This is a genomic window from Profundicola chukchiensis, from assembly GCF_029664245.1.
Lineage (GTDB): Bacteria > Bacteroidota > Bacteroidia > Flavobacteriales > Weeksellaceae > Profundicola > Profundicola chukchiensis.
This window is the reverse complement of record NZ_JANAIE010000077.1, coordinates 1-220: the sequence shown is the minus strand read 5'-3', so window position 1 is coordinate 220 and position 220 is coordinate 1. Positions and strand designations below refer to the sequence as shown.

Below are 220 nucleotides of genomic sequence, written 5' to 3'. Positions count from 1 at the left end.
CGCCGGGCGGTTGCGCAGCTCGTCGAGGGCAAAACCGTCGATCGCCGGGGTTATGTCACCGGTGCCGAACACCTGCGCCCAGAAGCTCAGGTTCTCCGCCACCGTCAGCGTCGCCTTGATCCCATCGGCATGGGCGGCATAAGCCATCGCCTCGCGGTCAAGTCCGACCTCACCGCTCAGGGGCGGCTGTAACCCGGCGACGGTGCGCAAAAGCGTGGTC

At 67.3% G+C, this 220-nt stretch carries 1 pseudogene; it reads right to left on the bottom strand.

Annotation, left to right across the window (positions count from 1 at the left end):
* Positions 1–220, bottom strand: a pseudogene (locus NLM59_RS11730) (hypothetical protein); the annotation flags it as partial.